Annotated in this window: 15 protein-coding genes; 7 read left to right on the top strand and 8 right to left on the bottom strand. The window is 66.8% G+C overall.

Going from position 1 to position 23791, the window contains the following annotated elements:
* Positions 1-125 precede the first annotated feature (125 nt).
* Positions 126-1448 carry a UDP-glucose dehydrogenase family protein gene (locus ACIBG0_RS08770; RefSeq protein WP_397030668.1) on the bottom strand — a complete coding sequence of 441 codons (1323 nt, stop codon included), beginning with the start codon at positions 1446-1448 and terminating at the stop codon, positions 126-128.
* Positions 1449-1598: 150 nt separating this feature from the next.
* Here ACIBG0_RS08770 and ACIBG0_RS08765 point away from each other — a divergent pair, with 150 nt between their 5' ends.
* From ACIBG0_RS08765 to ACIBG0_RS08745, 5 genes are all read left to right on the top strand, one after another.
* Entirely contained in the window at positions 1599-2144 is a 546-nt protein-coding gene (locus tag ACIBG0_RS08765; protein WP_397030667.1) for a YdcF family protein, read from the top strand.
* A 121-nt stretch (positions 2145-2265) separates the two neighbouring features.
* Positions 2266-3495 (top strand): acyl-CoA dehydrogenase family protein, encoded by a 1230-nt coding sequence (locus tag ACIBG0_RS08760; RefSeq protein ID WP_397030665.1) that lies wholly within the window; start codon positions 2266-2268, stop codon positions 3493-3495.
* Positions 3495-4643: an acyl-CoA dehydrogenase family protein gene (locus tag ACIBG0_RS08755; RefSeq protein WP_397030663.1), complete on the top strand. Its 1149-nt coding sequence runs from the start codon at positions 3495-3497 to the stop codon at positions 4641-4643. Before ACIBG0_RS08760 ends, ACIBG0_RS08755 begins: the two co-directional genes overlap by 1 nt.
* 283 nt (positions 4644-4926) lie before the next feature.
* The gene (locus ACIBG0_RS08750) at positions 4927-5394 is read left to right on the top strand and encodes a hypothetical protein (protein WP_397030662.1); all 468 of its coding nucleotides are present in this window, start codon (positions 4927-4929) and stop codon (positions 5392-5394) included.
* Positions 5391-5753, top strand: coding sequence for a hypothetical protein (locus tag ACIBG0_RS08745; protein ID WP_397030661.1), 363 nt, complete (start codon positions 5391-5393; stop codon positions 5751-5753). The genes ACIBG0_RS08750 and ACIBG0_RS08745 overlap by 4 nt, the downstream gene beginning before the upstream one ends.
* 75 nt (positions 5754-5828) lie before the next feature.
* Here the strand turns inward: ACIBG0_RS08745 and ACIBG0_RS08740 are convergent, their stop codons facing one another.
* The gene (locus ACIBG0_RS08740) at positions 5829-8939 is read right to left on the bottom strand and encodes a (Fe-S)-binding protein (RefSeq protein WP_397030660.1); all 3111 of its coding nucleotides are present in this window, start codon (positions 8937-8939) and stop codon (positions 5829-5831) included.
* A gap of 463 nt (positions 8940-9402) precedes the next feature.
* On the opposite strand from ACIBG0_RS08740, the gene ACIBG0_RS08735 reads away from it, so the two are divergent.
* Positions 9403-10158 carry a hypothetical protein gene (locus ACIBG0_RS08735; protein WP_397030658.1) on the top strand — a complete coding sequence of 252 codons (756 nt, stop codon included), beginning with the start codon at positions 9403-9405 and terminating at the stop codon, positions 10156-10158.
* A gap of 52 nt (positions 10159-10210) precedes the next feature.
* Here the strand turns inward: ACIBG0_RS08735 and ACIBG0_RS08730 are convergent, their stop codons facing one another.
* The 6 genes from ACIBG0_RS08730 to ACIBG0_RS08705 all read right to left on the bottom strand — a co-directional run bounded on the left by ACIBG0_RS08730 (position 10211) and on the right by ACIBG0_RS08705 (position 19817).
* Positions 10211-11095 (bottom strand): NRDE family protein, encoded by an 885-nt coding sequence (locus ACIBG0_RS08730; protein WP_397030657.1) that lies wholly within the window; start codon positions 11093-11095, stop codon positions 10211-10213.
* A 138-nt stretch (positions 11096-11233) separates the two neighbouring features.
* Positions 11234-12547: a S1 family peptidase gene (locus ACIBG0_RS08725; RefSeq protein ID WP_397030655.1), complete on the bottom strand. Its 1314-nt coding sequence runs from the start codon at positions 12545-12547 to the stop codon at positions 11234-11236.
* 112 nt (positions 12548-12659) lie between these two features.
* A complete protein-coding gene (locus ACIBG0_RS08720) occupies positions 12660-14024 on the bottom strand; it encodes a S1 family peptidase (protein ID WP_397030654.1) in 1365 nt (454 codons plus the stop codon).
* 89 nt (positions 14025-14113) lie between these two features.
* Positions 14114-15235: a hypothetical protein gene (locus tag ACIBG0_RS08715; RefSeq protein ID WP_397030652.1), complete on the bottom strand. Its 1122-nt coding sequence runs from the start codon at positions 15233-15235 to the stop codon at positions 14114-14116.
* A gap of 44 nt (positions 15236-15279) precedes the next feature.
* A complete protein-coding gene (locus ACIBG0_RS08710) occupies positions 15280-18012 on the bottom strand; it encodes a LuxR C-terminal-related transcriptional regulator (RefSeq protein WP_397030650.1) in 2733 nt (910 codons plus the stop codon).
* Complete coding sequence (locus ACIBG0_RS08705; protein ID WP_397030649.1) at positions 18012-19817, bottom strand: Hsp70 family protein; 1806 nt, start codon at positions 19815-19817, stop codon at positions 18012-18014. Before ACIBG0_RS08705 ends, ACIBG0_RS08710 begins: the two co-directional genes overlap by 1 nt.
* Before the next feature lie 288 nt (positions 19818-20105).
* On the opposite strand from ACIBG0_RS08705, the gene ACIBG0_RS08700 reads away from it, so the two are divergent.
* Positions 20106-23774, top strand: coding sequence for an IniB N-terminal domain-containing protein (locus ACIBG0_RS08700; RefSeq protein ID WP_397030647.1), 3669 nt, complete (start codon positions 20106-20108; stop codon positions 23772-23774).
* Positions 23775-23791: the final 17 nt, after the last annotated feature.

Genomic DNA, 23791 nt, shown 5'->3' with positions numbered 1-23791 from the left:
ACGACATGCGAGCTTGCGCCGCCCGCCGGTGGATCGGCCCGCTCTCGGGACCCTACCGTCGACGTACGACAGACCCGAAGGCAGGATCTGATCGTTCCGGCGTCGCCCCCGCGTCGCAGGCAACTCTACGGTGTACCGAGTCCGGCGTACACCCATCCGGCGTCTCTCCAGATGGCACGATTGAGACAGTTCCGGCCGTCGATGATCGATCGTTTGCGAACCACCGGATCGAGGTCTTGCGGACGCAATGCGACGAATTCGTCCCACTCGGTCAGTACCAACACCACATCGGCGCGATCGCAGGCCTCGGTTACCGAGGTCGCGTAATTCAAGGTGGGGAAGACCCGTCGCGAATTCTCCGCCGCCTTCGGGTCGTACACCGTCACCACCGCGCCGTGCAACTGGATCATCCCGGCCACATTCAGCGCGGGCGAGTCACGCACATCGTCGGATTCGGGTTTGAAGGCCGCACCCAGCACCGCCACATTGGCGCCGAGCAGCGATCCGCCGCAGGCCCGCGCGGCCATATCGACCATCTTGGTGCGGCGGCGCATATTGATGTTGTCGACCTCGCGCAGGAAGGCAACCGCGTGATCGGCGCCGAGTTCGCCGGAGCGCGCCATGAACGCGCGGATGTCCTTGGGTAGGCAGCCGCCGCCGAAACCCAGTCCGGCATTGAGGAATCGACGACCGATGCGCGCGTCGTAGCCGAGTGCGTCGGCCAGCATGGTCACATCGGCGCCGGTCGCCTCGCAGACCTCGGACACGGCATTGATGAAGGAAATCTTGGTCGCCAGAAAGGCATTCGCGGAGACCTTGACCAATTCGGCGGTGGCCAAGTCGGTCAGCAGGAACGGCACCTCGGCCGCGATCAGGTCGGCGTAGATCTCGCGAACCAATTCCTCGACCCAGGCCGTGCTTTCGCGTTCGCGATCCACACCGAGCACGAGTCGATCCGGGCGCAGCGTGTCCTTCACCGCGAAACCCTCACGTAGGAACTCCGGATTCCAGGCCACCTCGACCTCGGCATCGGTGAGCGAGCGAACCCGCGCACCCAATGCCGCTGCGGTGCCGACCGGCACCGTCGACTTTCCGACGATTACCGACGGTCGCTGCAGCAGTGGTGCGAGCGTATCGACCACGGCGTGCACATATTTCAAGTCCGCGGCGTATTCGCCCTTCTTCTGCGGTGTCCCGACCCCGAGGAAATGCACCTGGGCATGATCGGCCGCCTCGGTGTACGAGGTGGTGAACCGCAGCCGACCGGCATCCAGATTCCGGCGCACTACCTCCTCGAGCCCGGGTTCGTAGAACGGCACCACGCCATCGGACAGCTTCGCGACCTTGCCCGGATCGATATCCACGCCGATCACATCGTGTCCGAGTTCGGCCATGCACGCCGCGTGCGTGGCCCCGAGGTACCCGGTTCCGAAGACTGTGCATCGCATGATCGATTGATAGGTCTCGCCGATGGCCGCCCCACGTCAGCAAGGCAAGGCTCTGCGCAACAGCAGATGTACAGGTGGCGACATGAATTGCGGATACCATTGCTGACCTGCGCAAATCACTCCGGTGACGACCCGGTTACGATCGATCCTGTGCGACGCCGGCGCAGCATTCGGGTACGCAGCGCCTGGCTGGTACTCGGCGTTGCGGTAGTGGTGTTGATCTCTGGTCTGTGGCCGGTTTATGTCCGCCCGCAGGTGGACGTGCCCATGAAAGCCGATGCGATTGTGGTGCTCGGCGGTGCGCACGATGGGCGCGAGAAGTTGGCACTGCGGCTGGCCAGCGAGGGGTACGCGCCCCGGGTGCTGTTGTCCGACCCATATGAGAACAGCGCGCTGGTGAATCGAATCTGCCACAGCCGCTACAGCTTTGAGGTCACCTGCTTCGATCCTTCGCCGCGCACCACGCGCGGCGAAGGTCGGGAACTCGCCGAACTCGCCGCCGCGCAAGGTTGGCGTCGAGTCATCGTCATCACCTTCACACCGCATATTTCGCGGGCCCGCTACATCCTCGGGAAATGCTGGGACGGCGAGGTGCTGATGGTGGACCCGCGGCCGCATCTTTCGGTCGTCAGGTGGGCCTACGACTACGTCTACCAGTCCGTCGGGTACGTCAAGGCCTTCTTCGAAGACTGCTAGCGCCCGCAAGTGCAGGCAGGTGGCATCAGTTTGATTTTCCGGCTGGGACAGACGTACATTGCGTCTCATCGGGCCGCAGGACGACCCGATGCAATAGACGCGGATCCCTCCGGGAGGTCAGATGGATTACGACTGGTCAGCGGCCGATCTGGCCTTTCGCGACGAGGTTCGCGCATTTCTCGACGAGAAGCTGACACCGCAGCTGCGGCGGGCCGGACGCTTGGCGACGAGCGTGTACCCGGATCACGAGGCGAGCATGCGGTGGCAGCACATACTGCACGAGCGCGGCTGGGCCGCACCGGCCTGGCCGGTGGAGCACGGCGGTTGTGATTGGACTCTCACCCAGCACTACATTTTCCATCGCGAATCGACGCTGGCCGGTGCGCCCTCGCTCTCGCCGATGGGCATCAGGATGGTCGCGCCCGCGATCATCGCATTCGGTACGCCGGAGCAGAAAGCCTTCTATCTGCCGCGCATCCTGACCGGGGAAATCTTCTTCTGCCAGGGCTATTCGGAACCGGAGGCCGGTTCGGACCTGGCCGCGCTGAGCATGACGGCCGTCGACGACGGCGCCGATTTCGTCTGCACCGGCAGCAAGATCTGGACCACCCACGCCACCGAGGCGAATTGGATCTTCTGCCTGGTCCGGACCTCGCGCGAGGGGAAGAAGCAGCAGGGCATAACTTTCCTGCTGATCGATATGACCACGCCGGGCATCGAGATCCGCCCGCTGGTGATGACCTCCGGTGAACAGGTGCAGAACCAGGTCTTCTTCGATAACGTCCGGGTGCCGAAGGTCAATGTGCTCGGTCGCATCGATGACGGCTGGACCGTCGCGAAATATCTGCTCGTGCACGAGCGCGGCGGTGCGGCCGCCCCGATGCTGCAGGTCATGGCCCAGGATGTGGCCACCGCGGCGGCCGGGCAGACCGGCCCCGACGGCAATCCGCTCATCGATGACGCGGCATTCGCGGCGAAGCTCGCCGAGGCTCGAATTCGCACCGAGGTGCTGGAAATCCTGGAGTACCGCATGCTTTCGGCGATGGCGCAGGGTAAGAATCCGGGTCCGGCCTCCTCGATGCTCAAGATCCTGGCCACCGAATTGAGTCAGCGGCTCACCGAATTGGCGCTGGAGGCAGCCGGTTCACGCGGGCGCGTCTATCAGCCGCATGCCACCGCGCCAGGCGGACCGATCGCCGAATTCACCCCGCCCGCAGACGGCTATCGCAGCGGCGCGGACTGGCAGGCCGTCGCGCCGCTGCGCTACTTCAACGACCGGGCGGGCTCGATCTATGCGGGCAGCAACGAAATTCAGCGAAATATCCTCGCCAAGGCAGCATTGGGGCTCTGATGGACTTCACCTTCACCGATGAGCAGGAACTGCTCCGCGACGCGGTGGCCGGATACCTCGGCGCCCGTTACGAATTGGACAAAAGCCGAGGCGCGGCGAAATCCGATGCCGGGTGGCAGCCGAGCATTTGGCGCGGATTCGCCGAGGAGCTGGACATTCTCGGCGCGACCTTGCCCGAGCGGGTCGACGGCATGGGCGGTGGTCCGGTCGAGTTGATGATCATCACCGAGGAACTCGGTCGTGCGCTGGTCGTCGAGCCGTATGTGGATACCGTGGTTGTCGGCGCTGGTCTGCTGAATCGTCTCGGTGGCGAACGCGCGGATTCGGTACTGCGACAGATTGTTTCCGGTGCGGCGCGGACCGCGTTCGCCGCGCTGGAGCCGAGCTCGGGGCAGACGCTGCACGATGTATCGACAACCGCGCGCCGCGACGGCGACGGGTGGGTGCTCGATGGCGTCAAGACCGTCGTGACAAGTGCGCCGCTGGCCACGCATCTGCTCATTACCGCACGCACCGGCGGTGATCGGCGCGCTGAGGACGGAATTTCGCTATTTCTCACCGAATTCGACGCCGCCGATCCGCCCGCGGGTGTCGACGTGCATTCGTATCGGACGATCGATGACCGGGTCGGCTCCGATTTCACCTTCACCGACTTCCGATTGCCCGCCGATGGATTGTTGGGCACCGAGGGGGCGGCGTGGGACGCGATCGATGCCACTGCGGACGAAGCGATCGCGGCGATCGCCTCCGAGGCGGTCGGCTGCATGCGAAAGGTATTGGCGGACACTGTCGAATACACCAAACAGCGACAGCAGTTCGGTCAGCCGATCGGCAGCTTCCAGGTGCTCCAGCATCGCATGGTCGATATGTACATCGAGCTCGAGCAGGCCATTGCCGCGGTATACCTGGCCGTCTACTCCTTGGGTGCGCCAGCGGCGGACCGGGCGCGAGCGGTCTCGGCCGCGAAGGTCACCATCGGCCGGGCCGCGCGCTTCATCGGCCAGAATGCCGTCCAGCTGCACGGTGCCATGGGTATGACCGAAGAGCTCGCGATCGGGCACTACTTCAAGCGCTTGACCGCGATCGAATACGAATTCGGTTCCAGCGACCAACACCTCGCTCGGTATGTGGCGTTGACGAGGCCGTAGGGAGGGCGGCTGGACGATCTGCGCCAGCACCGCCGCGGTCGACTCGCTCATCTCTACCCGTCCCGCCAGCGCTGAATCGCAGTCTGGCATCGAATTCTCCAGTCCCGACCTCCGCGAAGGCATCCTCGTCTTCCTACAAACGCCCACCCTTCTTCACTGGAAAGTAGCCACCGACTCCCACTCCTGGATGACTGGTTGTCTTAGCCAGGGCAAGTCGATGGGGATTGTCGGTCTATATCGAACAACGCATCGACATCAGAACTAGTTCTGACATACTGGTCGCATGAGCGTGACAGCAACCTGGTCGGAATTTCTACGCGATCCGAACCGGGTCATCGAGGCAATGGAGGAGAACGGGGATGTGATCCTCGTTCGACGGTCTGCGCCGCCGGTACGGTTGTCCGATGCCGCTGCCTCGGCTGCGGAAGAGGAGACCCTGGGCGCGCTTACTCAGCTGCTGGCGATTGCGCTCGATGACGAAACCTTGGAGCGGTTGGTGAATCGGCTCACGATCGCTTTTCCCTGGATCGAGTTGCTCCCCGAATCGGAGCGCGCCGAATTCGTTGCCGACTTCCTGAACAACGCCCGCGGCGGCTTGGCCGTCGGTCGGCTGGATCGCTTGACGACGACATTGGCAGCCTGGCGGGACACCGCGGTTGCCCATGCGGATCCCAGGATCCGGGCTGATGGTTCGGATCTGCACTATCTCGACGAGGCTGTCGAGGTCCCAGCCCCAGACGGTGGCCAATGAGCAAGCAGCGCGATGCGGTGCCCCGGCCGCTCAAACGTAGTGAGTACGAGATCGTCTTCATTACCACCGAGGCCCAGAAGGGTTGGACCGACTGCCTCGCGGCTGCACGTAACGCCATGGTCGAGGCGTGGGAGACACTTACTCGTGCGCCGGAAGTGCAGTCGGCACGGCTCTATTCGCTGAAGGGCGAGTTGCGCTATGGCAACTATCAGGGACGGACCTTCGAGCGATATCAGTACAAGTTCACCGATGGTGGCCGCCTGTGGTACTTCGTCGAGCCCGCCGAGAAAGGAAGCAAAACCGCAGGACGTGTCCTGCTCGAACGTTGCCTGACTGGACATCCGAAAGAGACCGAATGACGGGCGCTGTGCTGCCTTGCACAAGATAGAGATCGGCCCGGGTGGATCTGCACACCCGGGCCGAGCTTTATCCCGTCAGTTCTTGCGGCCGGGGGCCTTTGCACCGGATTTGAAGCCGAGGCCGCCGGGCTTGGCGGGTGGCGGTGTTGCGGCGGGGGCGCCGTTGCCGTTGGCGGGCTGGTCCGGTTCGTCAGCGGGTTCGGTTGCGGCTTCCTGGGTGGGGGAGGCCGGTTCCGCGGGGGCCGATGGGGCCGGAGTGGCCGTGCCGGGGGCCTTGGGGCCGGGGCGCTTGAAGCCGGACTTCATGGCCAGGCCTTTGGCGGGGACGGACGGCTTGGTCTCGGTGGGCGTCGAGACCGGTTCGGTGGCAGGGGTTTCCGTCGCCGGGGTGGCTTCGGCCGTGGCCGGCGCCTCCGGTGCCTTGGCTCCGGGCGCCTTTGCCGCGCCCTTCATCGCGAGCCCCTTGCCGGGTGCCTTCGCCGGGCCCTTCATGGCCAGTCCCTTGACCGGCGGTGCGGCCGGTGCCTCAGCGGCAGACTCAGGGGCCGGTGCCTCGGCGGCGGGTGCGGCAGCATCGGGAGTCGCCTTGGCTCCGGGCGCTTTCGCGCCACCCTTCACGCCGAGGCCCTTACCCGGTGCCTTCGCGGGGCCCTTCATCGCGAGACCCTTGACCGGCGCGGCTGGAGCAGCGGCCGCGGTGTCCTCGGCAGGAGCCGGAGTTGCCTTGGCCCCGGGTGCCTTCGCGGCCCCCTTCATACCGAGACCACCACCGGGCGCCTTGGCCGCACCCCTCATACCCAGACCACCGGGCGCCTTGCCGCCCTTCATCGCCAGACCGCCACCGGCCGGAGCCGCCTTCGGTTCGGCGGGTGCTTCGGCGGCGGGGACCGGTTCGGGTTCGGCGACAACCGGTTCCGGCTCGGGGGCCTGCTTCGGTTCCTGCACCACGGTCAGGTTCTCGGTGAGCTTCGACGGGTCCACCCGATCGATCGCATCGAGCATCAACTGCGCGACATCGACGACCTCGACGCCTTGGCCGACCTCGCCGCCATCCTTGCGGGCGGTGACGCCATCGGTGAGCATGACCCGGCAGAAGGGGCAACCGGTCGCGATCTTGGATGGTTCGTTACCACCGTTCAGGGTGGACAGCGCCTCGTCGACGCGATCGATATTGATGCGCTTACCGAGTTGCTCTTCCATCCACATCCGCGCGCCACCGGCGCCACAGCACATGGAACGTTCGCCGTGCCGCGGCATTTCGACCAGGGTGGAGCCGGAAGCCTCCATCAACTCACGCGGTGCGTTGTAGACCTTGTTGTGCCGACCCAGGTAGCACGGGTCGTGGTAGGTGACATTCTGCGATACCGAGGCGACCGGGATCAGCTGCTTGGTGCGCACCAGCCGGTTCAATAGCTGGGTGTGGTGCACCACCTCGTAGACGCCTCCGACCTGCGGGTATTCATTGTTCAGCGCGTTGAAGCAGTGGGCACAGGTGACCACGATCTTCTTGCGCGACTGCTCGACACCATCGAACACCGAGTTCAACAGCTCGATGTTCTGCTGCGCGAGCTGCTGGAACAGGAATTCGTTACCGGCCCGTCGCGCGGAGTCGCCGGTGCAGGTCTCATCGGCGCCGAGCACCATGAACTTCACGCCCGCGGTGGCCAACAGCTCCGCGACGGCCTTGGTGGTGCGCTTGGCGCGATCCTCGTACGCACCCGCACAGCCGACCCAGAACAGGTACTCGTATCCGTCGAAGGAGTCCGCGTCCTGCCCGAATACCGGGATCTGGAAGTCGAGTTCGTTGATCCAGTTCAGCCGGTCCTTGGCGTTCTGACCCCAGGGGTTGCCCTTGTTCTCCAGGTTCTTGAACAAACCGGCCAGCTCGGAGGGAAACTCCGACTCGATCAACACCTGGTAGCGGCGCATATCGATGATGTGATCGACATGCTCGATATCGACCGGGCACTGCTCGACGCACGCACCACAGGTGGTGCAGCTCCACAGCACCTCGGGATCGATGATGCCGTTGACATCCTCGCCGCCGACCAGCGGACGCTCCGCCTCGGCCTTGGCCAGTTCGGAGATCTTGGCCAGCTTCGCCTCGTTGGGCTTGCCGTCGCCGTCGACCAAGCCGACCTCGTCGCCGCTCATATCCTTGCGGCCACCGGCCAGCAGATACGGCGCCTTGGCCACACCGTGGTCACGCAGCGACATGATCAGCAGCTTGGGCGACAATGGCTTACCGGTATTCCAGGCCGGGCACTGCGACTGGCAGCGGCCGCATTCGGTGCAGGTGGTGAAGTCCAGCCAGCCCTTCCAGGAGAAGTCCTCGACCCGGCCCGCGCCGAAGGTGTCGACATCAGGGTCGGCGGTCTCCATATCGACCGGCTTGCCCCCGGACATCATCGGCTTCGCCGCGCCCAACGCGACGCCGCCGTCGTCCTCACGCTTGAAGTAGATATTGAAGAAGGCCGCGAACCGGTGCCAGGCCACACCCCAGTTGATGTTGCGACCGACCAGCAGCAGGAAGGTGCTGCCCGAAACCATCTTGATGAAGGCGAAGATGGCGACCATCGCCACGCTGGAGGGCAGCAGCTTGGCGACCTGCATGGTGAAGAAGTCGGTCCACGCCTCGGAGTGGCCGTAGGTGGCGATCTTGCCCGCCTTCACCATGACCATGCCGATGCCTTCGAGGAAGACGATCGCCTCGATGACATAGGCCGGAGCGAACCGTGAACCGCTGAATCGCGACAGTCGCGCGGGTATCCGCGGGTGGTTGAGCTGGCGAATGGCGATCAGCACCAGGATGCCGATCACGGTGCCGATGCCGAGCAGCTCGTCCCACAAGTGATAGATGCCCCAGCCGCCGAGGATCGGCCAGTGGAATTCGGGATCGAAGGTCTGCCCATACGCCTCGAAGTACAGGATGAAACCGCCGAGGAAGCCGATCATCACCAGCCAGTGCGCCCAGCCCACCGTGCGGAACTTGTTCATCCGGGTGTGGGCGAGGAATTCGACGACCATCGTCTTGAAGCGCGGGAAGAATGGTCGCCAACGATCCGGCGCGGGTTGGCCGATCATGATCGCGCGGGTCATTTTGCCGACGCCACCGACGAATGATGCCCAACCCAACAGGCTGAACGCCACACCAATCGTGCCCAGCGTCACTGTCAGGGCATTCATGTCGCGACCTTTCTTTGAGGCAACACGAGCGTGGGCGGCGGTCGCGCCACCCGGTTGGCTCGTATACTAACTGCAAGTAAGTTACCCACCGGTAACTTACTTGTCTATCGTACGATCGCCGGTTGGCTACTGCCCCATCTTCCTGGGGCTTGACCCGGATTCGGCCTGTGAGGGATCTCACGAAGATCGTGCGGTCCGACTGACGGTGGGGGCGACAACCACCGTAAACAGGACAAGTTGCGCGCACAGCGGTAAGGACAGGCTTAGTCACGCGGAGATCACAATGTGAAAAACCGATCTCGCATCTACATGTCGGTTCGATTACGCTCACCACGTTCTGTTTGCTGCGCCTGTCTTTCACACTGCTCGGGGAGAATCCGGGGTCCGACCACCTCGGGTTGATGAGCGCTCTCGCGTGTACGGAAGCGGCGCGCGGACAACCTGATGATGGATTGGAAACTGAATGAATCTCCGCAGCACTACCGCGGCTGCCACGATGGTAATCGGCGCGATGACCATCGGATTCGGAGTTGCTCACGCCGAGCCCGCTCCCGCGGCCGCTCAACCGATCAGCTACTCCGTCAAGCTCGTGGACAAGACGGTCGTCGCCACGCTCAAGGGGGGAACCTTTGAGCTGACGAAGTCCGACGAGGAATTGCAGGAACCGGACCTCTACACGGTCAAGGACGAGCTCGGCAACACCGTCGTCTCGGTGCCGCTCGACGTCAATGTCGACCAGACCCCGGTCGACGTCAAGCCGGTTGTGAAGGACGACGGCAAGGTCCTCGAACTGACCCCTGACCAGAGCGTCAAGGTCGAGCAAAAGGCGAATACGGTCAACGCTATCGCCAAGCCGATCGCCTCCCCGGATGAAGACCAGCGGGCAATGAACGAGTTCTCCACTCAGTTCGGCATTGCCACGGCGGTCGGCGGATTCGTCGGCACCGCCATCGGTGTCGTTGCCGGTGGTGTCATCGGCTGCATCCTCGGCCTGCCACTGCTCGGTGTCGGCTGCATTCCGGCCGCGATCGCGGGCGCGGGAATCGGTGGCATCCTCGGCACGCTCGCCGTCGGTGGTCCGATCCTGACCCTCGCGGGCATCGACCTGGTCAACACCCTGCAGGCGGCGCCCGGCACCACCAAGTTCGCCGAGAAGTCGGTGCCGGCTCAGCAGCCCGCGTCGGCTCAGCAGCCCGTGCCGGCTCAGCAGCCGAACTGATCTCGATCGAACTCGACCGGCCCGCTCCCACCAGGAGCGGGCCGGTTGTGTTTCAGGCCTGGTGTTCGCGTAGATCCAAACTGCCGCTGAAGGTTTCCTCGCCCCTGTGCCGTCCGAAGCGCCCGAAGGAACGCTCGGCCATCTCGAACGAACCGTCCTCGCGCACGAGCAGGACCGTGCTCGCTCTGGTGCCGTGCAGTGCGTTGGCGACGAATCTGGCCGAGAGCGTGCGCTCGCGCCGCAGCGGAACTCCGGTGTGCGGCAACAGTTCATCGGGCGCCTCGGTGCGATCGGCCAGCACCTCGAAGTAGCGCGCCACATTGCCGGGATCCGACTCGACGACCGCACGCAGGTCGGTGAGACCGCCGCGTACCTTGGGCCAAATGGGTTGGGGCGCTTCGAATGCCGCCGCCGGGCCCGGGGCGGCCGAGGTGATGAACCTGCCGTTGGATACGCCGTGAAAGCCCGGCGTCAGTTCCTGGGGCGGCAGCGCGCTGCGGTTGGAATGCCACCACAGCGATTCCAGGTCCGAGACCAGCACGTTGTAGCCGTTGTAGTCGTCGGGGGCGGCGGCGACGTCGAGCACATACTTTTCCGGACCAGCCAGTTCGCGGTTCTGCCTGGTGTCGCGCAGGAAATCCATCAGTAGCGCCCCGCGGGAACGGGCGTCGCCGCGTTCGTCTTTCGGATTGCGCACATTGGTTACGGTGGCGAATCGATTGCGGCCGTTGTCTTCCCGCGTCAACCCGAGCCAGGTGCCCGGCGGATCGCCCGCGACCTTGCGCAGCGCCCCGAGATCACGTCCGGCAAGCAGTCCGGGCACCTCGGACCACCATCGCATCGACTCGGTCGGGCGGGAGTAGAACTCGTCGCGATTGGCCGCGACGATCAACCGATACTCCGGATGCGCTCGCCAACCGATCAACACCAAACACATGCATTCCAGGATGCCGGAATGTCACCGGGCCCCACAGGGCATTTACGCGTGCTCGGCAACGCAAGTTCAGTGGCTCGGGTCCAGAGACGACAAAAAGGCCGACAGCGTCGCCGCTGTCGGCCTTTTCCAGGGGTCTGGCTAGTTGTTGACCTTCAGCCCTGGATTGTCCGAAAGAACCACACTGACCGGCTGCGCGAACAGCTGCGGCGCATTGCCGGTGAGGGCACCGATCAGATTCGGGATCTCGCAGATCGGGAAGTCGGCCACCGACGACGCGCTGGAGATGCCGAGCGCCAACCGGCCGGTGACGATCGCACCGCCACTGTCACCGGGCAGTGCGCAGATGTTCGCGGAGAAGGCCTGGGTGAGCTCCCGGTCGCCGACCTGAACGGTCTGGTCCACCGCGTTCACGATGCCGCAGCTGAAGCCGGTGCGCGCGCCGGACTTGCAGACCGGCGCGCCGACCACCGGAACGGCAACGCCCTCGACCGCGACCGGCTGGCCGGGCTGGCGCACGAAGTTGTTGGTGAACCGGTCCCTGGCCTGATCGTTGATCCGGATGATCGAGTAGTCCTGGGAGCCGAGCACCGACTTCTGGAACGTGCCGACCTGCGCCCCCGGCCGATCGCCGGCCAGCTCGTAGACGCCCGCCGCGTTCCCCGAACCCGCCGACGCGATGTCCGGATTGCAGTGGCCCGCAGTGATATTCACGGCATTGCCGTTCCGGTCGGTGCCGTTGAAGCCCAGCGAGCAGCGCAGCGACGTCTTTCCCGCGATCGAGGCGAAGCCGTCGCCACCGGCCAGCGGACCGGTCTGCATGGCACCCGCGACCGGGGTGGTCTGCAACTGCTCACCGGCGACCGGCGGCGCGGTCACGATGACCCGCGATGGATCGACGAAGTTCGGCATCGGCAAACCGGCCTGCTCGACCCGCACCGCGATGCTGTTGTTGACGGGATCGACCACCACACCGCGCACCAGGGCGGAGACCGCCTCGGGCTGCCCCTCGAGCCAGCGCTCGAAGGCGCTCTTCTCCCCACGCAGCGCAGCCTCGCTCTTGGCGACATTGCGGACCTCGAATCCGGCCGACGTGGCCGCCTGGCGGGCCTCATCGGCGCCAGGGCCCTGCGCAAGGGCAACCACGGCTTTGCCGCCGTCATCGAGCCACGAACCCGCGAAGACCTGCGGGAACTGACGCTGCGCCGTGGTGGCGAAGGCCGCGAGCTGCTGGGCCAGATCGGCGCGGTGCAGGTACTCCTCGGGGGAGATCTTCAGATCGCGCGCGACCGCGGCAATCAGGTCGGCGGGCAGGGCCGGCTGGTCCGGTTGTGCGTTCGCTACTGCCGCCGTTGGGCCGAACAGCAGAATCGCCGCCGAGGCGGCGATAACTGATTTTCGGACCCGGGTCTGTCGCGCAGCTGATCGGAACTGACCTATACGTGGCAGGAGCATGCCCATACCTTAAAGTGTCCGGCCGGTTATGCCTACTTATGTTGCGATGTTGTTCGGCCCACTAAGCGACCGGCCGCCGGTTTGTCGGAAAGACGGTGTCCGACAAGGCCTCTCACCCGGCGTTCGGACGGGTCCGCAGCGCGATACCGGAGCCGACGCCGCCGCCGGCCGATGCGTCGATATCGGCCAGGATCGACCGGATCGGAATGCCGAGCGTCGCGGTGCCGCCGTACTGCGCGAGGGCGACATTGGCCTCATTGCAGTCGGGCGCGTCGGCCGCATTGGAACCGCTGGTGATGCCGAGGGCCAGCGTGCCCGAGACGATCGCACCGCCACTGTCGCCGCCCAGCGTGCAGGCCGAGCTGGCGAAGCCGCGCACGGTCTTGCTCACACCTTCGGCGGTGTACAGCTGGGTTTCGACCCGATCGGCCACCACGAACCCGCAGGTGAAGGTGGAGGACTGGCCCGACTTGCAGACCGGCGCGCCGGTGACCGGCTCGGCGGTACCGGTGATGGTCAGCGTGGTGCCGTTGGAGCCGCGCACCGAAGGCTGGTCCATGCCCGCGTTGACCGAGCGCTCGTTGAGTTTGATGACGGAGTAGTCGAGTGCGGTCGGGCCGCCGAGGCGCGCCTTGACGAAGTTGCCGAGCTCGATGCTGTTCGGAATGTCCTTGATATTGGGCAGGTAGACCGCCGCGTGCTGGTCGTCCTTTTCCAGGTTCGGGTCGCAGTGGCCCGCGCTGATGTTGAGCGCGTTCCCCGCCGCGTCCACACTGTTGAAGCCGAAAGAGCAAACATCGACGCCGCGCAGCGAGGTGTCCTTCAGCGAGGTCGGCGCGGTGATGTAGGTGTCGCCGCCCATCGGACGGCGCTCGATCGGACCGCCGCTATTGGGCGAGAGAATGACCTTGACGTTGGCGATCAGGGTCGGCAGGTTCAGCGCGTGGCCGACCGGGGTATTGGCGACCGACAGCACCAACTGGCTGTTGAGGAAGTCGACCGCGACGGAGTTGATCGACTGGGAGATGCCCTGGGGCAGCGTGTTGATCCACTGATTCAGCTGCATCAGCGAGGTCTCCAGGCTGTTCGCCGAGATCGGGGCCAGATGGGTCTGGTATCCGTCGGCCGCGGCGATCTTGGCGGCATCGACCGAGGTGACCGCGACGACCGGCTTGCCGTCGGTGCCGAGCCAGGCGCCCGCGTAGGTATCGGGGCGCTCGCTGCGGAACGATTCCGCGTATTCGCTGAGCTCCTGGGCCTTGGCGGAGCGTTCCAGGTACTCCGCGGGCGTCATCTTCAGATCACGGGAAATGGCCTCGACGAGTTCGGGCGGCAGGTTCTCGGCGGAAAGCTGCCCGGGTGCTGTCGGTTCGGCCGAAGCGGCGGTGGTGACGAGCAGGGGTGCGATGAAAACGGTCGCGGCCAATCCGATCGAGGCTGCCTTGACCGCGGCGCTGCGCGCCACCAACTTGCGCATGAAGTCCCTTCGTCGGCACGGGGTGTGCCAGCTTCTACACCGGTCAGCCGATCACTTTAAGGCACAAACCCGGGTAGGTCCCTACGAAATCAGCGACGAGGTGCCATCTCGAACGGAAAAGGCTGCTGCCACGGCAACTGCGTCCACGTCGGAGGCGTGAACATGGGGAAGCCGGGGCGGGTGGTGGTGGTCCGGCTGGACCGGGTGGTGGTCGGCGGTGTCGTCATAGTCGGGGTGGTCGATGGTGTCGTGGTCGGCGGCTCGGTGGTCTCCGGTTCGCTGCTGGTGATGACGACCGGCGGTTCGGTGGTCGGCGGCGGCGTGGTTTCCGGCACGGTCGGTAGGTTCACCGGCGGCTGCGGGGTCGGGCTCGTCGAGACCAGATCGGATTTGGCGTCGCGCACCGGCGGCACTGGGGTGGAGCCGGGATCACGGAACAGCACGGCGATGCCGATGCCGCCGAGTATCAGGCCGACGCCGACCGCGACCGCGATCAGCAGTGGTGTGCCGCGATCTTTCTTGGGCTTCGCGGGCGGGGGCGGCTCCGTGGTCGCCTCGACCGCGGTCGCCGCGACCAGCGGTGCCGCGACCGGCATCGCCGCCGAATAGGCCTGCGGCTGCACCTCGGGCGTCGGCACCGCCGGGATGACGTCGGTGACCACGGTCGAGTTCTCGGCATTGCTCGGATCCGGCGGGGTCACGCCCGCCGGAGTCGCCAGCACCGCTGCCAGCGCCGCGCGCGCGGCGTCGTAGGCGTAGGCCAATTCCGGTGCGACGGTGGCGCTGCCGGGGAGGTCGCCCTCGCTGACCAGCAATACCGACTTCAGGCCCAGGTAGTCCAGTGCGTCGCGGAGCGAGAGCACGTACTCCGAGGGCCAGCCCGCGGGGTAGGTCGCGTAGAACTCGGCGGCGCCGTTGAGATGTTCAGCGGTCAGATTGATCAGGCAGAACAGTGCGGTCGCGACCAGATCCTCGGCCCGATAGGCCTCGCCGTCGTCGACCGAGATACCGGCCGGATCGCCGACCGCGGACGCGAAACCGGTGATCGAATGCGTATGACCGGCCGGGGCCGGTCCGCCGAGCACAGTGTCGCCGTCATCGGACATGTGCAGGATCGACTCGCGGACGACGAACGTCGGTTCGTCGTTATCGGTGACGATGGCCGCTGTGCAGTTGTCCTCGGCGATGCGCAGGCCCACCCCAGTGGCCATCCTCAATACCTCGCTTCGGCGTCACGGATCGGGCCGCGCCCCGATCACACCAGCAGCGAGCCGTGTCCCATGGCGCGGAGCATCGACAATAACTCCGAACGGGAACGAGCACCGATCCGGCGTCGTATACGGGCGACATGATGCTCCACCGTCTTGGCGGAAATGTACAGGCGAGCGCCGATTTCCCGATACGTCAGACCGAGCAGGACGAGTTCGGCGACCTCGCGTTCACGTTCGCTGAGAATCGCCGCGTCGGCGACCGGTTCCGGGGCCGCGGCCGGCCCGTCACCCGAGCCAGCGGCTGGTGCGCTCGGACGGACCACGGGTTCCTGCGGACGGGAGTCGGCACGCACGGTTCTGGCCAGTTTCAGCAGGGCGGTCGCGGTCGCGGAATCGGCGGCGCTCAGCGCGGCCTCGCTCGCGAGCCGGGCGGCATCCCAGGTCAGGCCGATTTCACTGAGTCCGGCCACCGCTGCCTGCACCGGAGCCGCGGCGACCTGACCGCGCAGCACCAGCACCCAGGTGCGGCCCGCGTCGGCGAGGATCGCGGCATGCCGGTCACCGGATTCGGCCGCGGCCTTGAGCAGCCGGGCGTGCGGAATCAGTTCCTCCGGACTCTCGTGAGCGATCGCGGCCTGTACGCCGTACCAGTGGAAGGCATTGGCCCAGGCGGGTGGCTGGTCGAGTCGCCGCAGCAGTGCCAGGCAGGCATCGACCAGCGGCGCGATGCGGCGCTCATCGCGCAGTCGGATGCCCGCCAGCCACAGTTCGCCGATCGGCAAGAGGGTGAGCAGGTCGGCGTCGACATCGTCGAAGAGTGGATAGGCCGCCTGCCAGGCGCGGGTGAGTGCGGCGTGGTCACCGCCGCGGCGGGCCAGACCGACCGCGACACCGTGCGCGAGCAGGCGGTCGCGGATATCCAGGGAATCCATGTGCAGCGCGGCGACGGTGGTCGCGGCGGCCTGTTCATCGCCGCCGAGCATCGCGGCCCAAGCGGTGAGCACCTGCAACTGATGGCAGCGCAGGCCGCTGGTGCTGGCCCGGCGCAGCGCCTCACCGGCGCGACGGGGTTCGCCGGTGCTCAAGCACAGCAGCGTCGCGATGGAGACCGCGGTGCACGGCAGGAACCGATCGGTGCCAGCATCGGCCTGCGCGGCCTGGATGAGTGCGGATACTGCTGCGGCGGTGCCGGTTTCGTGTTCGACGATGGTGCACGCGAGTGCGGTCGCGATCAGCCGGGCGTGCGCATTGGCTTCGGTGGGCGGCCATTGCGTGGCCGATTCGGACAGCTGCGCGGCCGCGGCCACCTCACCGGCGAGATACTGAATGGTCGCGCCGACCGCCCAATCCGCGCCGACCCGATGTGCGCCGAGCCAGGAATACAGCTGAGCGGCGCGCCCGACCAGACCGCGGCGGGTCAGCACCGCCGCGCAGATCCGCACGGCCGCAGCGAGTTCCGTGCTGGTGACACCCGGACGGGCCAGCACCGGCTCGGCGAGTCGCATGGCCGTATCGCCGTCACCGGTGCATGCGGCCGCCTCTGCCCAACGCAGCGCGATGACGTCCGGATCCGCCCCGGCCGCTGCTGCGGCGGCGTAGTAACGTACGGCCGCACGCCCCGCCTTTTCAGCTGCGGCACAGAGGAATTCGGCGAGGCGATGGTCGCGGACGCCGGATTCGGCGAGCAGTAGCGCGGTGTGGTCGCGCAGCAGACCCGCATCCAGGCGCGCATTGAGCAGGCGACGCTGCACGGCCACGAATCGGCGGTCCCCGAGCAGGGTGCGCAGCGGTGCGACCGCGGGTTCCAGCAGCAAATCGGCATCGGTTACCAGCGCGCTCGCCCTGGCCCGATCGATCAGGTCTTGGGCCACGGCGGTGTCCACGCCGAGCACCTCGGTGAGTTCGGTGGAGTCCAGGCCGGTGCCGGTGGTGGCGACGACCAGGGTCTCCAGCAGATCCGGTTCGAGATTGTCCAGCAGGGCGCGGGCCCAGGCGGCGACGGCGTCGTCGACGGTGCGGATTCCGGCATCGAGTCGGGCCGAGCAGGCGGCGGTCAGCGCGGCGACCACGCCACCGCGGCTGCCACCGGTCTGGCGATGGATGTGCTGGGCGACCGGGCGTGGCACCGCCATGCCCAATTCGCGGGCGAACGGTGCGATATCGGAGACGCCGAGTGCGCGCAGATCGGCTACCCGTCCGCGGCGCGCGACGGTGTCGGCGAGTGTGCGCAGCTGCGGATCGTGCGGGCGCGGCTGGGTTGCGACAATGACCGTGAAGCGGCCGGATTCGATTGTCGCGCAGAGCAGTGCGAGGTCGGATTGGCTCAGAGTGTGGGCATTGTCGATGATCAGAGCCGGACGCGGCATGCGTGGGCCTGCGCCGTCGGTGCGCTGGATCGGATGTGATCCGTTATCGGAGCGCTGGATGATCTTGGGTTTTTCGGCGGTTCGGGTCGCGTGTCCGTCGCCCGTGGCGTGGGCCGCGCCGTTGCCGGTGAGCGCATCATCGTAGTTGAGGCGCCGCCCGTCGGCGCGGGGGACATTCGCCACCGCATGCGCGCCATTCACTTGCGCCGCAAGGTCTTCGGGCATTACGGGATCGTCTCGGAACGGGATGCCGTGAGCGCGCAGGCGAGCCCGGATCACCGAGAGGAGGGTGGATTTGCCGGAACCGGAGCGGCCCCTGATCAGATAGACGACCGGTTCCCGGTCCGCGGAGTCCAATTCGCGGAAGATCTCGCGTGCGCAGGGCAGCGTGTCGAAGGCGATATCACCCATCATCTGCCTCCGGGGATCTTGGGAAGTGCGGATACGACGCCGCCGACGGTGTCGCCGACCGCATCGCCCAAGGTGTTCGTCGGCAGGGACGGCACGGTCGGGACCTGCACCTGCGTCTGCGTCTGCGGGGCCGGCTGCGGTTGTGGCGCGGGTTGGGTTTGCGTTGCCGGAGCTTGCGCCGAGGGCTCGGCGGCCGGTGCCGGTTGGGCGGGAGCCGGTTGGCTCTGGGTGGACTGGCCTTCGGTGGACTCGCCTGCGGCAGGTTGGCTACTCGTGCCAGCGACGGTGCTCGTTGCGGCGAAACCCTGTTGTCCCGAAGCTGGTTTCGGATTCGGACTGCCGACGGGCGAATCCTTTGCGGAGGTCGTCACCGAGCCGGTGGAAGTGCCGCCATTGGTCGCCGCGACGACGGATCCACCCGGTGTTGTTGTCGGATCGGAGTTCGTCGGTGGGGTCGGGCCGGACTGCGCGCCGATTGCGACGGTGCCCGTCGCGAGTGCGCCGAGCACCAGGGCCGCGCCCGCGATGATGGCGGCGCGCTGGCGGCCGCTGAGCCTGCGGCGTCGTTCGCTCGCGCTGGGCAGCGTCTTTTTGGGCGAGGTGTCATCGCGTGAAGCGCCACCACCGGCCACCGCGCTGGTGGCGGGCTTTTCGACCGGCCGAGGCACGGTGGGCAGTTCCTCGGTTCGCGCGTTGCTGCCCATGGCCGCCATCGGGGTGCGATCCACGGTGACCGTCAACAGGTCCGCGGCGAGTTCGGCGGCGCCGAGCGCGCTGGTGAGCCGCGGCTGCGGTGCCGCGACCACGGGGAGTCCGAATTCGGTGGAGATCAACTCGGCCACCAGCGGAACCGCACCACCGCCGCCGGTGAGCAGCACCCGGCCGATATCGCCGATATCGAGGCCGGCGCGATGGACCGCATCGCGGATGAGATCGAGCGAAGTCAGTAAAGGCCCGCGCAGTAGGTCCTCTAGTTCGTCGCGGACGAGTCGGATGTTTTCGGCGTCATGATCGGCCGGGTTCAAACGGACCGGGACAACTGTCGCGGTATTTGTGGAAAGCTCTTCTTTCGCATATCGGCAGCGATCGCGCAATGCCGACAATTCCCGTTCCACCACCGGATCGAACGGATCGAAATCATTTCCACGTAAGGCATTAGCCAAGACATAGCGCATGGTCAACAGATCGAATTCGGCGCCGGCGACATCGGTAGTGCGCAATGGCGCACCGAGCACGGCGGCCTGCGCGCCGGTGCGCACCACCGAGACGGTGAGGCCGGACGCGCCCAGGTCGTATACGACAACCGTGCCTTCGACGAGCGGGCCGTGCGCGGCCTCCAACCAGCGCACCGACGCGGTCGGCTCCGGAACCAAGGTCACCTCGCGCAGGCCCGCGCGATCCAGCGCGGCCCGCTGCACATCGACGGTATGTCGCGACCACCACGCCGGATGGCAGGCGACCATGGAATGCGCGGCGGCACCGATCTCATCGATCAGACAGCCGACGGCGGTGGCCACGAGATCCGCTGCGGAGTGGGCGGTTCCGTCCTCGGCGAGGATATCCACCGGATCACCGACCCGGGCGAGGAAACCCTCGAGTACTACGTCACTCGAGTGCCTGCCGGTGGGTCGGACACCGCTCCCGAATGCGGGCGCCGCATGTGGGGCGAGGCGCAGCACACTCGGATGGGTAATGACGGTGTCGCCGGAGTGGCCCCGGTCATAGTCGCTGCCGTCCCCCGGGGTCGCCACGGCGACCGAATTCGACGCTCCGACAGTGATGCCGAGCGCCAGACGCTCTGTCATTCGAGAACCCCGTTCGAAACTGTGTGGCCCGGTAATCGCTGTTGTGTGGACAGGAAGGCGGAGTTGACCTGCCAGCCGCACCACTTCTGTCGGTTGCTGGGGGTCAGCCGTTACTTAGTCGGGGAAGTTGCGGGGAAATTCCCCTAACCGTTCGGGTGCCCCTAACCGGAACGTGCGGTGCGTAGTAGGGGTGCGCCCCGTTTCGAAGTAACGCCGGGCGTCCCTAGCGTGAAAAGCATTCCAACGACTGCGGATCGCGAGGGTCCGCTCATCCAGGAGATGATTTCGATGACACCCAACGCGATTCTGGAGTTCATTCTCAACCTGCTCCGTGACCACGAGGCGGCGGTGGGTTATTGCGCCAACCCCGGCCAGGCGCTGGCAGCTGCCGGTTTGCCCGCCGTTACGCCGGAGGATATCGCCGCTGTCGCCCCCATGGTCGCCGAATCGGCCCTGATCGCGGGCGGCTCGCAGCTGTCCGCGATTGTGGCGGCCGGTGGTGCCGGGGCCGCGGATGCGAGTGCCGCCGCCGGAGCCAATACCGCCGCCGCGGTCGGACTCGGTGCGGCCGCCGACGCGGGCGTGGACCTGGGCACCGATATCGACCTCGGCGCGGACCTCGGCCTCGGTGTTGGTACCGGGCTCGACCTTGGTGCCGGGCTCAACGGCGCGCTCGGAGCCGGGCTGCAGGCCGGAGCCGATCTCGGCGCCGGTCTGGGCAGCATTGTCGGCGCGGGCGCGGATCTGACCGCCGGTCTCGGCGGCGCCATCGGCGCCGGTGTGCAGGCCGTGACCGGTCTCGGTGGCGCGCTGGGTGGTGCGCTTGGCGCGGGTGCGGAGGCTGGTGCGGATCTGGGCGCTGGTTTGGAGGGCGCGCTTGGTGCCGGAGCGCAGGTCGGCACGGGTCTGGAGGGAGCTCTCGGTGCGGGCCTGAACGGCGGTGCGCAGGTGATTTCCGGCCTGGAGACGGGTCTCGGTGGCACTCTCGGCGGGGGTGCCGACCTCGGCGCCGGGCTGAGCGGTGTCATCGGAGCAGGCACTCAACTGGGAGCCGACCTCGGTACTGGCCTCGGCGGTGCCATTGGCGCCGGTGCCCAAGCAGGCGCTGAGCTCGACGCTGGTCTTTCGACCGGCCTCAGCGGCGTCGTTGACGCAGGCACCCAGGCCGGCGCGGGTCTGGAGACCGGGCTCGGTGGCGCGGTCGGTGCAGGCGGCGAGCTCGGCGCTGGCCTCGGTGGGGTAGTCGACGCGGGTGCACAAGCCGCGACAGGTCTCGGGGCTGGTCTAGGTGGTGCTGTTGGTGCCGGTGGTCAGGTCGGTGCGGATCTCGGCGCTGGACTGGGCGGCACGATCGGCACAGGTGCACAAGCGCTTTCGGGCTTGGAGGCAGGTTTCGGCGGAGCACTCGACGCGGGTGCCGATCTCGGCGGCAGCCTGTCCACCGGTCTCGGTGGTGCGGTGGATGCTGGTACCCAGGCCGGATCCGGCCTCGAAGCGGGCCTCGCCACCGGCCTCGGCGGCGCACTCGGTGGTGGAGCGCAGCTGGGTTCCGAACTCGGTGGCAATCTGTCGACGGGTCTCGGCGGCGCGGTGAACGCCGGAACCCAGGCGGGTGCCGATCTGTCCACAGGTGTGAGTGGCGCGGTCGGCAGCGGCGCGGAGCTGGGCGCCGATCTGGGCGGCAGCCTGTCCACTGGCCTCGGCGGTGCTGTTGGTGCCGGTGCGCAGACGGGCGCCGATCTGGGCGGCAGCCTGTCCACTGGCCTCGGCGGTGCTGTTGGTGCCGGTGCGCAGACGGGCGCCGATCTGGGCGGCAGCTTGACCACAGGCCTGGGTGGCGCTGTTGGTGCCGGCACACAGGCTGGCGGCGGCTTGGAATCCGGCCTGTCCACCGGCATTGGTGGCGCGTTCGATAGTGGTGTGCAGCTGGGTTCTGCGTTCGGTGGCAATCTGTCGACGGGGCTCGAGGGCGCGGCTGGTGCTGGTGCACAGGCCGGTGCGGATCTGGGTGGCGGTCTGTCGACCGGTCTGGAGGGTGCAGCCGGTGCTGGTGCACAGGCTGGCGCGGATCTGGGTGGCGGTCTGTCGACCGGCCTGGAGGGTGCAGCCGGTGCTGGTGCACAGGCTGGCGCGGATCTGGGTGGCGGTTTGTCCACCGGTCTTGGTGGTGCTGTTGATGCTGGGGCGCATGCTGGCGGTGGTTTGGACTCCGGCTTGTCCACCGGAATCGGTGGTGGTGCGCAGTTGGGTTCTGAGTTCGGTGGCGCCTTGTCGACGGGTCTCGAAGGTGCGGCTGGTGCCGGTGCTGATCTGGGCGGCGTTTTATCGACTGGCCTGGAGGGTGCGGCGGGTGCTGGTGCACAGGCGGGCGCGGGTCTGGGCGGCGGTTTGTCCACGGGGCTCGGTGGTGCTGTTGATGCAGGTGCTCAGGCGACGAGCGGTCTGGAAGCGGACGTGTCCACTGGGATTGGTGGGGCTGCGGGAGTTGAGGGTGGTTTGTCCACAGGGTTGAGCGGTGCTGTTGATGCTGGGGCGCAGGCGACTTCCGGGATCGAGGGCGCTTTCGATGCGGGGGCGCATGCGGGTAGTGGGCTCGGTGGTGGGCTGGAGGCCGGTCTGGGCGGTGGGCTGGACGCCGGTGCTGGGCTCGGTGGTGGCGTGTCCAGTGGCGGGGTGTCGAGTGGGGTTTCGTCGGCGATCGGTACCGGTGCTCAGGTGACGTCGGGGCTGGAGTCGAGTTTGGCTACCGGTGCGGCGCTCGGTGCGGGTGCTGACCTCGGTGGCGGGTTGTCGAGCACGCTGGGTGGTGCGCTCAACGGCGGTGCGCAGGTCGGATCGGATCTGGGTGACGCTGGGACGCACGCTACCTCCGGGTTCTCCAGCGCTATCGGTGGCGCGGCTGATCTGGGTGGCGGTTTGTCCACAGGTCTGGGGGGTGCCGTCGGCGCCGGGACACAAGCCGGTGGGAGTCTGTCCACGGGCCTCGGCGCTGGTGCACAGGCGGGTGCTGATCTGGGTGGCAGCCTGGCGTCCGGTCTGAGTGGTGCGGTCGGCACGGGTGCACAGGCTGGTGCCGGTCTCGGTGCGGGCCTGTCCTCGGGACTGAACGGTGCGATTGGTGCTGGTGCGCACGCTGGTTCGGAGCTCGGTGCTGGCCTGAATGGCGCGGTCGGCACTGGTGCGCACGCGGGGTCGGAGCTCGGTGCGGGCCTGTCCTCGGGTGTGAATGGTGCGGTTGGCGCTGGCGCGCATGCAGGTTCGGAGCTCGGTGCCGGTGTGAATGGCGCGGTCGGTGCTGGTGCGCACGCGGGTTCTGAACTCGGCGTGGGTCTGTCAACAGGTGTGAGCGGTGCGGCTGATGCCGGGGGCCATGCGGCTACCGGTCTGGAGACGGGGCTGTCCAGCGGAGTCGGTGCGGCTACCGGTCTCGGTGGCAGTGTGTCTACCGGAGCGCAGGGTGCGGTCGACGCGGGTACGCATGTGGGGACGGGGCTGGAGACCGGTCTTTCCAGCGGAATCAGCAGCGGCGTGCATGCCGGTAGCGGTCTGGAAACCAGTCTCGGCGGTGGCATCGATAGTGGTGCGCACGCCGGATCAGGTTTGGCGACAGGGCTTTCCAGCACGACGGATGCGGGCCTCGGTCTCTCGTCGAGTGTCGACTCCACGGCGCACTCCGGTGCCGCGGCACAGACCAGCGGCGCCGCGGATCTGGGCGGCCACGCCGGTTCCACACTGACCGGCGGCGCCTCCTCGACCGTCGGGTCCACTGCGCATACCTGGTCGTCGCTGGATGTTTCGAATGCCTTCGGTTCCGGACTCGACAGTTCGGCCGGTTCGCATCTGGACACCTCGGTTACCGGCCACAGCGATTCCGGCCTCTTCACCGATACTCATGCGGGTACCGATCTGGCCGGACATGCTGGCGGCGATCTCGGCGGCGACGCCTTCCTGCACTAAGAGTTGTGAGTACGAAA

It is taken from the genome of Nocardia sp. NPDC050630 (assembly GCF_044457245.1).
Lineage (GTDB): Bacteria > Actinomycetota > Actinomycetes > Mycobacteriales > Mycobacteriaceae > Nocardia.
Note: the sequence above shows the minus strand (reverse complement) of the source record. Positions and strands in the feature narration are given on the sequence as shown.

Coding starts and splice junctions, on each gene's coding strand:
- ACIBG0_RS08705 (WP_397030649.1), bottom strand. CDS start 19,817: ATGACAGAGCGTCTGGCGCTCGGCATCACTGTCGGAGCGTCGAATTCG.
- ACIBG0_RS08710 (WP_397030650.1), bottom strand. CDS start 18,012: ATGGGTGATATCGCCTTCGACACGCTGCCCTGCGCACGCGAGATCTTC.
- ACIBG0_RS08735 (WP_397030658.1), top strand. CDS start 9,403: ATGAATCTCCGCAGCACTACCGCGGCTGCCACGATGGTAATCGGCGCG.
- ACIBG0_RS08750 (WP_397030662.1), top strand. CDS start 4,927: ATGAGCGTGACAGCAACCTGGTCGGAATTTCTACGCGATCCGAACCGG.
- ACIBG0_RS08760 (WP_397030665.1), top strand. CDS start 2,266: ATGGATTACGACTGGTCAGCGGCCGATCTGGCCTTTCGCGACGAGGTT.
- ACIBG0_RS08745 (WP_397030661.1), top strand. CDS start 5,391: ATGAGCAAGCAGCGCGATGCGGTGCCCCGGCCGCTCAAACGTAGTGAG.
- ACIBG0_RS08700 (WP_397030647.1), top strand. CDS start 20,106: ATGACACCCAACGCGATTCTGGAGTTCATTCTCAACCTGCTCCGTGAC.
- ACIBG0_RS08730 (WP_397030657.1), bottom strand. CDS start 11,095: ATGTGTTTGGTGTTGATCGGTTGGCGAGCGCATCCGGAGTATCGGTTG.
- ACIBG0_RS08715 (WP_397030652.1), bottom strand. CDS start 15,235: ATGGCCACTGGGGTGGGCCTGCGCATCGCCGAGGACAACTGCACAGCG.
- ACIBG0_RS08720 (WP_397030654.1), bottom strand. CDS start 14,024: ATGCGCAAGTTGGTGGCGCGCAGCGCCGCGGTCAAGGCAGCCTCGATC.
- ACIBG0_RS08725 (WP_397030655.1), bottom strand. CDS start 12,547: ATGCTCCTGCCACGTATAGGTCAGTTCCGATCAGCTGCGCGACAGACC.
- ACIBG0_RS08755 (WP_397030663.1), top strand. CDS start 3,495: ATGGACTTCACCTTCACCGATGAGCAGGAACTGCTCCGCGACGCGGTG.
- ACIBG0_RS08770 (WP_397030668.1), bottom strand. CDS start 1,448: ATGCGATGCACAGTCTTCGGAACCGGGTACCTCGGGGCCACGCACGCG.
- ACIBG0_RS08740 (WP_397030660.1), bottom strand. CDS start 8,939: ATGAATGCCCTGACAGTGACGCTGGGCACGATTGGTGTGGCGTTCAGC.